Origin of the sequence: Bacteroides finegoldii DSM 17565, from assembly GCF_000156195.1 — a bacterium.
In the GTDB taxonomy this organism is placed as follows: Bacteria; Bacteroidota; Bacteroidia; order Bacteroidales; family Bacteroidaceae; genus Bacteroides; species Bacteroides finegoldii.
The window spans coordinates 28,830-42,634 of sequence record NZ_GG688321.1 but is presented as its reverse complement, the minus strand read 5'-3'; the positions used below and the strand labels follow the sequence as shown (position 1 = coordinate 42,634).

The following is a 13,805-nucleotide window of genomic DNA, read 5'->3' as shown; positions in this document are numbered from 1 at the left end:
CTTTTCGCGGACAAAAATAGGACTTTTTTACTAAATATTAGCTTTTATATTCCGAAAATGAACAAAACTCAAAACAGTATGACCAGTTTTCTATACTAAAAAGAGCCTATCTTTGCCGCGTTCAAAAATTTAATAGGTAACATAATGAGTAGAAAGATTAGTAAAGTTAAGCAAGGGCTGTTATTGCTCTGCTGTCTGGTTGCTGCTACGGGATGTAAGCAAGCTCCACCTGCACAAATGGAAACAGGATATGAAGTTATGACCGTCGCTCCGGCGGACCGTATGATTCTGAGCACATATTCGGCGACAATTCGCGGACGCCAGGATATTGATATTTATCCGCAGGTGAGCGGAACGCTGACAAAAGTATGTGTGACGGAAGGACAACGTGTAAAAAACGGACAGACATTGTTCATTATCGACCAGGTGCCCTACGAGGCCGCATTGCAGACGGCGGTGGCAAATGTGAAGTCTGCTGAAGCTGCTCTTGCTACGGCACAGCTTACTTATGAAAGCAAAGAGGAACTGCATAAGGAGAATGTGGTTTCCGCATTCGATCTGAGCACGGCAAAGAATTCTCTTCTGTCGGCCAAAGCACAGCTGGCACAGGCGAAAGCACAGGAAGTAAACGCCCGCAATAACCTTTCATATACGGTAGTGAAGAGTCCCAGCGACGGTGTGATAGCTATGTTGCCTTACCGTGTCGGAGCATTGGTAGGACCGAGCATTCCACAGGCTTTGACTACGGTTTCCGACAATTCGGATATGTACGTTTACTTTTCTCTGACCGAAAATGAATTGCTTTCTTTGATTAACCAGTATAAAAACATGGACGAAGCATTGAAGAATATGCCGGAAGTAGAATTAAAACTGATTGACGGTTCAGTGTATGGCGAGAAAGGACGTGTGGAGTCTATCAGCGGTGTGATCAACCGTCAGACAGGAACGGTAGGTGTTCGTGCGGTGTTCCCTAATGCTTCGGGTATTTTACACAGTGGCGCTTCGGGCAGTGTCCTAGTTCCCAATTCCTACAAAGGTGTTATTGTTATTCCTCAGGAAGCTACGGTGGCAATGCAGGATAAGATTTCCGTATATAAAGTTGTGGATGGAAAAGCGACTTCAACGTTGATTACTGTAGCTGCCATCAATGACGGACGCGAGTATATCGTTCTGGACGGGTTGAAAGTCGGGGACGAGATTGTGTCACAAGGCGCCGGACTGCTTAGAGAGGGAACGCAAGTAAAATAAAGCTGTAAGATACAAAAAATGAAAGGAAATGTATTTATAAAGCGACCGGTGATGGCTATGTCCATTTCCGTGTTGATTATGATTGTCGGATTTATTTCGCTTTTCACCTTGCCGGTGGAGCAATATCCCGATATAGCACCGCCTACGGTGATGGTGTCCGCCACTTATACGGGGGCAGACGCTGATGCGGTGATGAATAGTGTGATTATGCCATTGGAGGAGAGTATCAATGGTGTTGAAAATATGATGTATATCACTTCTAATGCGACCAATTCCGGTACTGCCACTATCCAAGTCTATTTCAAGCAGGGAACAGATCCGGATATGGCTGCGGTCAACGTGCAAAACCGTGTATCGAAGGCTCAAGGGCTGTTGCCTGCTGAAGTTACCAAGATCGGTGTAACGACGAGTAAACGGCAGACCAGCTTCCTGCAGATTAATTCATTGGTAAGTACGGACGACCGTTACGATGAAACTTTCCTTGCCAATTATCTGGATATTAACGTTATTCCGGAAATTAAACGTATAGAGGGAGTCGGTGACGTGATGGAGTTGGGAGATACTTATAGTATGCGTATCTGGCTGAAACCGGAATTGATGGCACAATACGGATTGGTTCCGTCGGATGTGACGGCAATACTGGGTGAGCAGAACCTTGAGGCTCCTACCGGTTCTTTAGGTGCGGATTCTAAAAATGTTTTCCAGTTCACTATGAAATATCGCGGTCGTCTGAAGAGTGTGGAAGAATTTCAGAACACTGTGTTGCGTGCAGAGGATGATGGCTCTACACTTCGCTTGAAAGATGTGGCCAAGGTGGAATTGGGAGCGTTGTCTTACAGCTTTCATGGTAAGACAAACGGACATCCGGGCGTGACGTTTATGGCCTTCCAGGTGGCTGGAGCAAACGCTACTTCGGTGAACGAAGCCATAACGGACAAACTGAATGAAATGTCGAAAGACCTGCCTGCGGGTACGGAATTTCTTTCGATGATGAGTTCTAACGACTTCCTGTTCGCTTCTATTCACAATGTGGTGGAGACATTGGTCATCGCTATCATCTTGGTTATCCTTGTGGTTTACTTCTTCTTGCAGGATTTCAAAAGCACACTGATACCGTCTATTTCCATCATTGTCTCTTTGGTCGGTACGTTCGCCTGTCTGACGGCAGCCGGATTCAGTATCAACATTCTTACGCTTTTCGCTTTGGTGCTTGCCATCGGTACGGTAGTTGATGACGCTATTGTAGTGGTAGAGGCAGTGCAGGCAAAGTTTGATTCCGGCTACACATCTCCTTATCTTGCCACCAAAGATGCGTTAAGTGATGTGACGATGGCGGTAATCTCTTGTACGTGTGTATTTATGGCGGTATTTATCCCTGTTACTTTTATGGGCGGTACTTCCGGTATTTTCTATACGCAGTTCGGTATCACTATGGCAACTTCCGTTGGCTTGTCCTGTATTTGCGCCTTGACTCTTTGTCCGGCATTGTGCGCTATGATGATGCGTCCGGCTTCGGGCACTAAGAGCGCGAAAAGTATCAACGGACGTGTGCGTGCCGCTTATAATGCTTCTTACAATGCTATGCTGGGTAAATATAAGAAAGGAGTGATGTTCTTTATCCACCACCGTTGGATGGTGTGGACTTCTTTGGTTTGCTGTATAGCTTTGCTCGTTTATCTGATGTCGACAACCAAAACCGGTCTGGTTCCTCAGGAAGATCAGGGAGTTATGATGGTGAATGTCAGTGTGGCACCGGGTAGTACGCTGGAAGAGACCAACAAAGTAATCGATAAAGTAGAAGCTGTGATAAAGAGCACTCCGGAGGTAAAACAATATACTACTGTCGCCGGTTACGGACTGATTGCCGGACAGGGTGTTTCGTACGGTACGGTTATTATCCGTCTGAAGGACTGGAGCGAACGTAAGGGTAGCGAACACACGGCTGATGCGGTGATGACACGCCTGAACGGACAATTCTATATGATTAAAGAAGCACAGATTTTCTGCTTCCAGCCGGGTATGATTCCGGGCTACGGTATGGGTAACTCTATCGAACTGAACCTTCAGGATAAGACTGGTGGGGATATGACTACATTCTATAACAATGCGATGAAGTTCCTCGGTGCGTTGAATCAGCGTCCGGAAGTGGCAATGGCATATACTTCCTACGCAATGAACTTTCCCCAACTGTCGGTAGAAGTAGATCCGGCGAAGTGTAAACGGGCAGGTATTTCGCCCTCTACGATATTGGATGCACTGGGTAGTTACTGTGGTGGTGCTTACATATCCAACTATAACCAGTTCGGTAAGGTATATCGTGTTATGATGCAGGCTTCACCGGAGTATCGCTTGGATGAGCACGCACTCAAGAATATGTATGTCCGTAATGGTACCGAAATGGCTCCTGTCAGCCAGTTTGTGACGATCAAGAAAGTAATGGGAGCGGAAGTTGCCAATCGCTTCAACCTGTATAGCAGTATTACAGCCAACGTGAATCCGGCTGCCGGATACTCATCCGGTGAGGTCCAGAAAGCCATTAATGAGGTTGCCGAACAGACCTTGCCTATGGGATACGGATACGAGTATGGAGGAATGGCGCGTGAAGAGGCCAGCAGTGGCGGTGCAAAAACGCTTTTTGTGTATGGTATTTGCATTGTTTTGATCTTCCTTATTCTAGCTTGTTTGTATGAAAGCTTCCTGATACCGTTTGCCGTTATCTTTTCCGTACCGTTCGGCTTGATGGGATCTTTCCTCTTTGCCAAGATTTTCGGTTTGGAGAACAATATTTATCTCCAGACGGGTGTGATTATGTTGATCGGTTTGTTAGCGAAGACGGCTATTCTGATTACAGAGTACGCAATCGAACGGCGTCGTAAAGGGATGGGAATTATCGAGTCGGCCTACAGTGCGGCGCAAGCTCGTTTGCGCCCTATCTTGATGACAGTTCTTACGATGATTTTCGGTATGTTGCCGTTGATGTTCTCCTCCGGTGCAGGCGCTAACGGTAACTCATCATTGGGTACAGGTGTCGTAGGAGGTATGGCTGTGGGTACATTGGCATTATTGTTTGTAGTCCCGGTATTTTACATTGCATTTGAGTTCTTGCAGGAGAAAATCCGTAAGCCGATGTATGAGGAGGCGGACCAACAAGTAGAATTGGAGAAGGAAAGAAGCTTGGCGGAACGCAGTGTGTTTAACGAAGATAAATAACTCAAATAGAAAAGTAAAGTATGAGAAAAATTATCATATTATCCGCAGCAACACTGGTACTGAGCAGTTGCGGTATTTACAATAAATACAAACCGGTGTCGGAAGTTCCGGAGGGACTTTATGGTAGTGAGCCAGTCGCTGCCGTCGATACGGCAAACTTCGGTAACCTCTCGTGGAGGGAGGTTTTTACCGACCCATATTTGCAGACTTTGATCGATTCGGCTTTGGTGCGGAATACAGATATGCAGACGGCTCACCTGCGTGTGAAAGAAGCGGAAGCTTCACTCTTGACGTCCAAATTGTCTTATCTGCCTACCCTGTTTTTGGCGCCCGAAGGGGCTGTCAGCAGTTTAGGCCGTGCGAAAGCCACACAGACCTATTCTCTGCCTGTCACGGCTTCGTGGGAGTTGGATATCTTTGGAAAGGTAACGACAGCCAAACGTCGTGCGAAAGCTGCCTACGAACAGAGTAAGGAGTATGAACAGGCTGTGAAAACACAATTGGTGGCTGCTATGGCAAATGCCTATTATACATTGCTAATGCTTGATTCGCAATATGAGATTGCTGTTGCTACCGAAGCGGCTTGGAAGGAAAGTGTGAGGACTACCCGTGCCATGAAAAATGCCGGTATGGTGACTGAAGCCGGGTTGGCGCAGACAGAGGCTACCTATTATAATATATGTACGACTGTGCTTGATCTGAAGGAGCAGATCAATCAGGCAGAGAACTCGTTGGCGTTGTTATTGGCGGAAACTCCTCACGAGATTCAGCGTGGAAAACTGGGAAATCAGCAGTTGCCGGAGAACTTCTCAGTAGGTGTTCCTTTGCAAATGCTTGCCAATCGCCCCGATGTTCGTAGTGCGGAATTTTCACTGGCTCAGGCTTTCTACACAACGAATGCAGCTCGTGCTGCTTTCTATCCCTCTATCACTTTGAGTGGTAGTGCCGGGTGGACAAACAGTGCCGGTAGCATGATTATCAATCCGGGACAATTCCTTGCTTCTGCTTTAGCATCCCTGACTCAGCCTTTGTTTAATAAAGGACTGAATATCGCACAACTCAAGATTGCGAAAGCGCAACAGGAAGAAGCACGCCTTAGTTTTGAACAGACTTTGCTGAATGCGGGCGTGGAGGTGAACGAAGCATTGGTACAGTATCAGACGGCTCGTGAGAAGGCTGCTTTCTATGATAAGCAAGTAGCTTCCTTACAGACGGCCTCCAAGAGTATAAGTCTTTTGATGAAGCATGGCAACACCACTTATCTGGAGGTATTGACTGCACAACAAACGTTGCTTAATGCACAATTGTCTCAAGTTGCCAATCGCTTTACCGAAATCCAGGGTATGATTACTTTATATCAGGCGTTGGGAGGAGGCCGGATGTAAGGAGGTTGTTATTCTAAATTCTTAAGTATATTCACTGTGATGAGAGGGAATCTCATTGCAGTGAATATTTTTTTATTCTCTTTTCCTATTTTTCTACGAAAGTATTCAGTGAATGAGGTTGTAAAGTGATATTTAAATAGCGGTCCCTAAATTAACGGTTATATCTTTCGCTTTTTCGTTGAAGTTTCCGGCTATAGCCACTTGTTTCTTTTGAGGAGTCATAACGACAAGTACCGGAGTTTTGTCTTCTTTGCCGGTTTTATAAGCTAAGATTTTTGAACCGGGCGTTATGTAATGGTTGTAATGTTGTACTGCATAATACTCAGGAGCATAGGTTGCCGTTCCTGCTTTTGAATCTACATGGATTAACGCGTTTTGTTTCCATCCCCATCCGCTGAAACCACCATCATACAATATAGCGTTCCAAAAAGTATATTCTTCGCAACCATTACCCAGATAGTGATTCATCAATCCGAAGGTATGCTCGGCTGCTTTCCAATCGAAAGAGCCCCATCCGCATTCACTTTCTGTTTGTACATATTTATATTGCGGATATTTGGCACGGAGTTTCGGTAAGATCTGTCCGCCTTCCCATTGGAAACCGACGCCTTGTATCGTTTCCGGCATACGTGGATCAGAAAGGACCTGATCGATAACATCGTAGCGGTTGGTGTTGATTGTTCCTAAGTATAATTTAATTTCCGAATGTTGCTTCTTTAGGGTAGGAGCGAGATATTCTGTGTTGAAACGGATGATACCTTCTGCCGTGCATAGTCGTTGGCATTCATGGAAAAGCGCCCCATTGTGAACCTCAGCTCTCCTTCGGGAGAGAAAAGTTTGTGATGTTCCTTACGGGGAAGCATATTGAGTGCATCCCATCCTAATTCGTTGAAGCAAGTTACCCAAGCTTTGAAAACAGTCCCTTCTTCCGAACCGCTGACATCCAATATGGGAGTTTGTGCGGCATTCGTTTGTAGCTTGGCTTTCGATTTTTGTCAGGTGTTACCTTCCGTACTGCTGATCCATTCGAGAGATTGGGCATACATGGAGTTTGCTGATAGTGTGAGGACTAAACTACTTACCAGAGTGGTTTTCTTTACAATGTTTCTCATGTCTTGATTCAAAGTGTTATTTATTAGTTGACTGGTGACAAAAGTAAAAAAGAAGAGGGGTATGGAGGAACAAATATGTAACAGATACTACGACAGATGTAACAAAAAAAAGCAGGTGTCAGAATAATTAAAGTCGGCAATTGCTGGTTTTAATTCTGACACTCACTCATTTTTAGGTTGTTAGGTATGCTTATGCGTTCAATGCCTGTTCAATATCCGCGATGATATCATCTGCGTTTTCGATTCCTACGGACAGACGAATTAGGTCAGGCCGTACACCTGCTTCCATCAACTGCTCGTCCGACAACTGACGATGTGTGTGGCTTGCAGGATGAAGCACGCAACTACGTGCATCGGCAACGTGAGTGACGATAGCAATGAATTCCAGTGAATCCATAAACTTGATGGAAACATCGCGTCCCCCTTTCAGGCCGAAGGAGATTACTCCACAAGAACCGTTCGGCATATATTTTTGTGCCAAAGCGTAATATTTGTTATCCGGCAGGCCACAGTAATTGACCCAAGCCACTTTCTCGTTCTTGGAAAGGTATTCGGCTACTTTCTGTGCATTGCGGCAATGCTGTGGCATACGGAGGTGTAGTGTTTCGAGTCCCAGATTCAATAAGAATGAATTTTGCGGGCTTTGGATGCTGCCCAAGTCACGCATCAGTTGTGCGGTAGCTTTGGTTATATAAGCGCCTTTGCCAAATGCTTTGGTGTAAGTCAGTCCGTGGTAGGATTCGTCAGGGGTACAAAGGCCCGGAAATTTATCTGCATGAGCGTCCCAGTCGAAGTTACCGCTGTCAATTACACAACCGCCTACGCTGGTAGCGTGTCCGTCCATATATTTGGTTGTGGAGTGAACAACGATGTCGGCACCCCACTCGAACGGGCGACAGTTGATGGGGGTAGGGAAAGTATTATCCACAATCAAAGGTACTCCGTGATTGTGAGCGATACGGGCGAATTTCTCAATATCCAGCACTTCGAGAGAAGGATTGGAAATAGTTTCACCGAACAATGCTTTTGTATTTGGCTGGAAGGCTGCGGAAATTTCTTCTTCGCTGGCGTCCGGATTGACGAAAGTAACGTCTATGCCTAGTTTTTTCATTGTCACGCCGAACAGGTTGAAAGTACCGCCGTAAATAGCGGAAGAACAAACAAAATGATCTCCGGCCTGGCAAATATTGAAAATAGCATAAAAGTTGGCTGCCTGACCACTGGAAGTCAACATGGCGGCTACACCACCTTCGAGAGCGGCAATCTTGGCGGCAACAGCGTCATTTGTCGGATTTTGCAGTCGTGTATAAAAGTAACCGCTATCTTCCAAATCGAAAAGGCGGGCCATTTGTTCGCTAGTATCATATTTGAAAGTTGTACTTTGATAGATGGGCAATACGCGTGGTTCGCCCTTTTTAGGCGTCCACCCTGCCTGTACGCACAGGGTTTCGGGCTTGAATTGTTTTGCCATAATGTTATCGGGTTTTAGTGATTTATTCCAAAAAATGTTTTAATGACGCAAAAGTAGGGAAAATAATTGTATTTTTGCCCTGTTTATGAGTGAAATGATAGTCACATGAAGGAGATAATTGTGCAGATATGAAAAATAAACTCTATATTCTTTTATTCTTAGCTTTTCTTTTCTCAGGAACAGCACTTTGGGCGCAGCAGAAAGCGACCCCGAAGGCGGGTGAGGGTATCTCTGCTTTTCTATTGAGACATAATCGTTCTCCCCGAAAATATATGGATGATTTTATAGAGCTGAATAAAAAGAAACTGGGGAAAAAGAATGTACTTAAAGTAGGGGTGAGTTATATTATTCCTCCCAAAGAGAAATCAAAAAACACAAATTTGGGAACTACTATTAACGAGCCTTTGTTTGGTAAGGAATTGGCAAATGTCAAGGTTACTTCCAATCGTCTTGCCGGTGCTTGTTTCTATGTGGTCAGCGGACATGGCGGTCCCGATCCCGGAGCTATCGGACGGGCAGGAAGGCATGAGCTTCACGAAGACGAATATGCATATGATATTGCTCTTCGTCTGGCGCGTGTTCTGATGCAGGAAGGTGCTGATGTGCGTATTATCATTCAGGACGCTAAGGATGGAATTCGTGATGAATCGTATCTGTCCAACAGTAAGCGCGAAACTTGTATGGGGGATCCGATTCCATTGAATCAGGTACAACGTCTTCAGCAGCGTTGCAATAAGATCAACGCTTTATATCAGAAAGACCGTAAAAATTATGCCTATTGCAGGGCTATCTTTATCCATGTGGATAGTCGAAGCAAGGGAAAGCAAACTGATGTCTTTTTCTATCATTCGAACAAGAAAGCGCATAGCAAACGGTTGGCGAATAATATGAAAGATACATTTGAATCGAAATATGATAAGCATCAGCCCAACCGGGGCTTTTCCGGCACTGTGAGTGGCCGTAATCTGTATGTGCTCTCCCGTACCACTCCCGTTTCTGTATTTGTGGAGTTGGGCAATATTCAAAATACTTTCGATCAACGCCGATTAGTGATAAATTCTAACCGACAGGCATTGGCTAAATGGCTGATGGAGGGCTTTTTAAAGGATTATAAAGAGAAAAAATAAGTAGAAGAGTCTGTTTTTTATGAACAAAACATATAACTGTTTGTTTTAATAATGCAAATCACCTGATAAAGCTTCTTATGGGTATGCGAATATAGATAAGTCAAGCAAGATATGCCTCCCCGGCATAACAGGAAGATTGCATAGTAGTTTTGTCGTGTTTTATTTTGTGTTTGTGTTGTGACGGTGCTGCGATGTGAATCGGAGTACCGTTTTTTAGTAATGTCCGGTTGTGTTCCCTCATTTTTTTGATTTCTCATGAACAAAACATATAACTGTTTGTTATAATAATGCGAATCACCTGATAAAGCTTCTTATGGGTATGTGAATATAGATAAGTCAAGCAAGATATGCCTCCCCGGCATAACAGGAAGATTGCATAGTAGTTTTGTCGTGTTTTATTTTGTGTTTGTGTTGTGACGGTGCTGCGATGTGAATCGAGGTGCCGTTTTTGGGTATTGGTCGGAAAGAACCTTTCGGGAATAAAAAAACGGACTTACGAAAGTCCTGATATGATAGTCAGATATTCCGTAAGTCCGTTGGGCTGGTGCTGCTTTGCAGCACCTTATCTAGTTGTTATAAGGGCATATTACCGTGTTTCTTAGGCGGATTTGTCTGCATCTTATTTTCTGTCATCTCCAGTGCCTGAATCAGACGTTTACGAGTCTGTCTCGGATAAATGATTTCGTCAATATATCCCAATTCGGCAGCTTGATAAGGAGTTGCGAATTTTTCTTTGTAAGCTTCCAGCTCTTTAGCTTTCGTTGCCTCGTCAGCCTTACGGAACAAGATATTGATAGCACCGTCTGCTCCCATCACTGCGATTTCGGCACTTGGATAAGCGAAGTTTACATCGGCTCCTGTTTGTTTAGAGTTCATGACGATGTAAGCGCCACCGTAGGCTTTGCGGGTAATGACGGTGAGTTTGGGAACGGTAGCTTCCGCAAATGCATAAACGATTTTTGCTCCGTGACGGATAATGCCGTTATTTTCCTGTGTATATCCCGGAAGGAATCCCGGAACATCTTCAAAGGTAATTAATGGGATATTGAAACAATCGCAGAAACGGATGAAGCGACTTGCTTTGTCACTGGCGTCAATATCAAGTACTCCGGCAAGGTAGGCGGGTTGGTTGGCGACAATGCCTACCGAACGTCCTGCCAGACGAGCAAAACCGATAATGATATTTTTGGCGAAGTTCGGCATGACTTCAAAGAAATAACCGTTGTCTACCACTCGCTCGATAATATCTTTCATATCATACGGAACATTCGGATCTGTGGGGACAATGGTATCCAAAGTGGTGTCTTCACGATTTATTTCATCTGTACAGTTCTGTTTTTTGGTCTCGTCCATATTGTTCTGAGGCAAGAACGAAAGCAGCTCACGTATGCTCATCAGTAGCTCTTCTTCCGTGTTGCATATGAAATGAGTAACACCGCTCTTACTGCTATGTGCCATAGCACCACCTAGTTCTTCTTTGCTCACTTCCTCATGAATGACGGTTTTCACAACATCGGGACCAGTCACGAACATATGGCTTTGTTCTTTTACCATAAATATAAAGTCGGTAAGAGCAGGAGAGTAGCAGGCGCCTCCGGCACAAGGGCCGAGAATAGCTGAAATCTGCGGAATCACACCGCTCGCCATTGTGTTCTGATAGAAGATGTCCGCATAGCCGGAAAGGCTCTCGATGCCTTCCTGGATGCGTGCGCCGCCTGAATCGTTCAGGGCGATAATCGGAGCGCCGTTCTTCAAGGCAAGTTGTTGGACTTTTACAATTTTTTTTGCGTTGGAAGCCGATAGAGAACCACCGTAAACGGTGAAGTCATAGGCATAAACGAACACCTGACGTCCGTCTATCTTTCCATAACCTGACACGATACCGTCTCCCGGAATTTTATTCTTGTCCATGCCGTAGTTAGTGCAACGGTGAACCATCAGTTTGTCCAGTTCCACAAATGTACCTTTGTCCAACAGCATATCGATACGTTCGCGGGCAGTCATCTTCCCGCTTTCGTGTTGTTTCTCTATTTTGGCAGTGCCTCCACCGAGTGAAGCGATGCGGTCACGTTCTTCAAACGTGGCATATGCTTTATTTTTTTCTTCCATTTTTTAATCAATTGTTTCAAGAGTTATTAATGTCTGGTCACCGGTGATGTTATCTCCTTCCCGGACCAGTATTTCTTTGATGCGGCAGTCGGAAGTTACCTTGTAGTTGCTCTGCATCTTCATGGCTTCGATAACGATAACCGTATCTCCGGCTTTCATTTCCTGACCTACTGTCACGGGGATTTTTACTACTTTGCCCGGCATTGGGGAAGTAATACTGTCGTTTTGTTCTGCTTCCCCTTTCTTGCGCATGCGCAGGTATTTCGCTTGACTGTCTACGATTTCGACATTAAAACTGCTATAATGAGTGTTTACTTTATAGCTTTTCCCGTTTTCACGTCGAATTAATTGGGCATTTGCACTGCGGCCATCCATCAGAATGTTGCAGGTTCCATTTTCCGCCATCACAACATCAGCCTCGAAAGGCTTCCCGTCAATGGTGAGTACCACTTTGTTATCTTCTTTGCTGACCAATTCTATTTCGGCCACACGGTCTCCTATATGAATTTCCATAATCGAATTCTCTGCGTTATAATTTAGATTCTTAATACACCTTTGTGTAACCCGAATTCCTTCCATTTACTGATAGGACGGTTATCCGTTGCATCACCTTTGTTCTCTTCGAGATTCATCAGGTAATCTATGTATGCGGCAATCATGGCAATGTTTTCAGCACGTTCGCTGGTGCGCATGATACATTGTTTCAAGTGTTCGCCATTCTTGGCAATGAATCCTGTGTCGTAGTGCCCTTTCACAAAATCGGGAGTGTCCATGATGGCACGCAGATAACTGATGTTGTTCTTCACTCCGGTGAGCTTGTATTCGTGGAGCACGCGGCGCATGCGTTCGATGGCATAATCGCGGTTGGTGGCCCATACGATCAGTTTGCCGATCATCGGGTCGTAATAGATGGGTATCTCGTATCCTTCGTACACGTAGCTGTCAATGCGCACACCGATACCGTTCGGCTCCGTAATCTGTTTGATAATTCCGGGACTTGGCATGAAGTTCATTTCAGTGTCTTCGGCACAAATACGGCATTCGATGGCGTGTCCGCGTTGTTTGATATCTTCCTGTTTCAGCTGGAGTACTTGGTTGTCCGCCACTTTGATCTGTTCTTTCACAAGGTCTACACCTACTACTTCTTCCGTAATCGGATGCTCCACCTGTAAACGGGTGTTCATCTCAAGGAAATAATAGTTGCGGTGTTTGTCAACAAGAAATTCGATAGTACCCGCACCGATGTAGTTCACCGCTTTAGCCGCAGCTACCGCCTTTTCACCCATATCTTTCCGTAGTTCGGGAGTGACGAAAACCGAAGGAGTCTCTTCTACGATTTTCTGGTTACGGCGTTGCACGGAACATTCGCGTTCGCATAGATGAATGACATTTCCATGCTTGTCACCAAGAATCTGGAACTCGATGTGATGAGGCTCTTCAACGAACTTCTCCAGATAAACCGTGTCGTCACCAAAGGAAGACAACGATTCGCTCTTGGCAGTGGTATAAGCTTCTTCTACTTCTTCGGCATTGTGGATGAGGCGCATACCCTTTCCGCCACCGCCCATAGAAGCTTTCAGCATCACCGGATAGCCGATTTTATTGCAAAGCTCTATGGCTTCTTCCACGCTTTTCAGGTTGTCTTGTGTGCCGGGAACTACGGGTACTCCCGCCTCGATCATTTTGATACGGGCAGCAATTTTATCCCCCATGGCTTCCATTGTTTCCGGATTAGGTCCGATAAAGATGATTCCTTCTTCCTGACATCGACGGGCGAAGGTAGCATTCTCGGACAAGAAGCCGTAACCCGGATGGATGGCGTCCGCATGAGCTGCTTTCGCCACTTCGATGATTTTTTCTATATTCAGATAACTCTCTTTGGATGCTGCCGGCCCTACGCAATAAGCTTCGTCTGCATAAAGCACATGCTTCGCGGTCCGATCTGCTTCGGAGAAGATAGCGATACTCGTTATCTCCATCTCCCGGCAGGAGCGCATCACCCTTACGGCAATTTCACCGCGATTGGCTACTAAGATTTTTTTTATCATACTTTTTTCAATTAAGTACATACTTATTAATGTCTTCCCATCTAATGGACATACTCCACCCGACGAAAAACAGTATTTTTTTGATTTGGGGCTTA

At 45.2% G+C, this 13,805-nt stretch carries 8 protein-coding genes and 1 pseudogene; 4 read left to right on the top strand and 5 right to left on the bottom strand.

The window, feature by feature from the left end; translation table 11 throughout:
- Positions 1 to 144: 144 nt before the first annotated feature.
- From BACFIN_RS13070 to BACFIN_RS13080, 3 genes are read left to right on the top strand one after another with little or no spacing between them, the layout of a single operon-like run.
- Positions 145 to 1,248, top strand: a complete 1,104-nt coding sequence (locus BACFIN_RS13070; protein WP_007751362.1) for an efflux RND transporter periplasmic adaptor subunit — start codon at positions 145 to 147, stop codon at positions 1,246 to 1,248.
- A gap of 18 nt (positions 1,249 to 1,266) precedes the next feature.
- Positions 1,267 to 4,458 (top strand): efflux RND transporter permease subunit, encoded by a 3,192-nt coding sequence (locus BACFIN_RS13075; RefSeq protein ID WP_007751360.1) that lies wholly within the window; start codon positions 1,267 to 1,269, stop codon positions 4,456 to 4,458.
- A 20-nt stretch (positions 4,459 to 4,478) separates the two neighbouring features.
- Positions 4,479 to 5,843, top strand: a complete 1,365-nt coding sequence (locus BACFIN_RS13080) for a TolC family protein (protein WP_007751357.1) — start codon at positions 4,479 to 4,481, stop codon at positions 5,841 to 5,843.
- An 85-nt stretch (positions 5,844 to 5,928) separates the two neighbouring features.
- Here BACFIN_RS13080 and BACFIN_RS20670 read toward each other — a convergent pair.
- Both BACFIN_RS20670 and BACFIN_RS13085 read right to left on the bottom strand, forming a co-directional pair.
- A pseudogene (locus tag BACFIN_RS20670) lies at positions 5,929 to 6,955 on the bottom strand (hypothetical protein).
- Between the two features lie 190 nt (positions 6,956 to 7,145).
- Positions 7,146 to 8,426, bottom strand: coding sequence for an O-acetylhomoserine aminocarboxypropyltransferase/cysteine synthase family protein (locus BACFIN_RS13085; RefSeq protein WP_007751348.1), 1,281 nt, complete (start codon positions 8,424 to 8,426; stop codon positions 7,146 to 7,148).
- A 128-nt stretch (positions 8,427 to 8,554) separates the two neighbouring features.
- Between BACFIN_RS13085 and BACFIN_RS13090 the strand changes: the two genes are divergently transcribed.
- Positions 8,555 to 9,553, top strand: a complete 999-nt coding sequence (locus BACFIN_RS13090; protein WP_007751345.1) for an N-acetylmuramoyl-L-alanine amidase family protein — start codon at positions 8,555 to 8,557, stop codon at positions 9,551 to 9,553.
- 573 nt (positions 9,554 to 10,126) lie between these two features.
- Here the strand turns inward: BACFIN_RS13090 and BACFIN_RS13095 are convergent.
- From BACFIN_RS13095 to accC, 3 genes are read right to left on the bottom strand one after another with little or no spacing between them, the layout of a single operon-like run.
- Positions 10,127 to 11,662, bottom strand: a complete 1,536-nt coding sequence (locus tag BACFIN_RS13095; protein ID WP_007751338.1) for an acyl-CoA carboxylase subunit beta — start codon at positions 11,660 to 11,662, stop codon at positions 10,127 to 10,129.
- A 3-nt stretch (positions 11,663 to 11,665) separates the two neighbouring features.
- Entirely contained in the window at positions 11,666 to 12,175 is a 510-nt protein-coding gene (locus BACFIN_RS13100) for an acetyl-CoA carboxylase biotin carboxyl carrier protein subunit (protein ID WP_007751336.1), read from the bottom strand.
- A 23-nt stretch (positions 12,176 to 12,198) separates the two neighbouring features.
- The gene (accC, locus tag BACFIN_RS13105; RefSeq protein WP_032839448.1) at positions 12,199 to 13,710 is read right to left on the bottom strand and encodes an acetyl-CoA carboxylase biotin carboxylase subunit; all 1,512 of its coding nucleotides are present in this window, start codon (positions 13,708 to 13,710) and stop codon (positions 12,199 to 12,201) included.
- Positions 13,711 to 13,805: the final 95 nt, after the last annotated feature.